1 protein-coding gene is annotated in these 669 nt (G+C 37.7%); it reads left to right on the top strand.

All coding sequences use genetic code 11. The features are described from left to right. Positions 1-262, top strand: a 262-nt coding sequence (locus FH975_RS16410; RefSeq protein ID WP_235928242.1) for a hypothetical protein, incomplete at its 5' end; no start/stop codon positions are given. Between the last annotated feature and the right edge of the window lie 407 nt (positions 263-669).

The following is a 669-nucleotide window of genomic DNA, read 5'->3' as shown; positions in this document are numbered from 1 at the left end:
AAACCTTCGTACATGGGAGGCCATGCGTCTAGGTTATTATAGATATCATATGGCCACAGAATTATCCTTGGTTGACCCAATAGACCCCAAAGAAAAACGAGAAGATTACTATCATATTCTTCCCAATGGCGAGTCTTCTCTTGACATATCATTATCTCCACTGTCTCTAATTGGGTATTATACTCCAAACAAACACCAAGATTATATAGGTAGTGCTCGTAAATATACTCAGCAAGTGGATGAGCACAACCCTGTCTTATGATGACACGAGGTTGTATGTCATTAGACATCTTGTATGATAGTGGCAAAACACCCTTCCAACGTTGGGTTCGCCTCACCCTAGTTGATTCACCAAATATAACTACTAAATGATGACCACCGTTCTATTCCCCTGTTATCCCCCGCTCGACCCAGCTACACTTTTATTACCTGAAAGGAATTGTGAAGCAAAAGGGTGAGCACAACTAGCTCAGTAAAGAATATCATGACTAAAAATAATTAAATTATCAATAGCCTTCATCAATAATAAATCAGAGATTTAGAACATATGGTAGATGATAAAATTTCAACCATAGTTGCAGCGGAACGAGCAATCCATTAGAAGAGTCAAATAGACCATAAAATCTATTATCTTCTCCATGTTAAAAGTCCACCAATAATATTTTATCC

This window comes from Nesterenkonia haasae (assembly GCF_010119385.1).
GTDB classification, from domain to species: domain Bacteria; phylum Actinomycetota; class Actinomycetes; order Actinomycetales; family Micrococcaceae; genus Nesterenkonia; species Nesterenkonia haasae.
The sequence above is the reverse complement of the archived record's forward strand: the minus strand, read 5'-3'. Positions and strand labels throughout refer to the sequence as shown.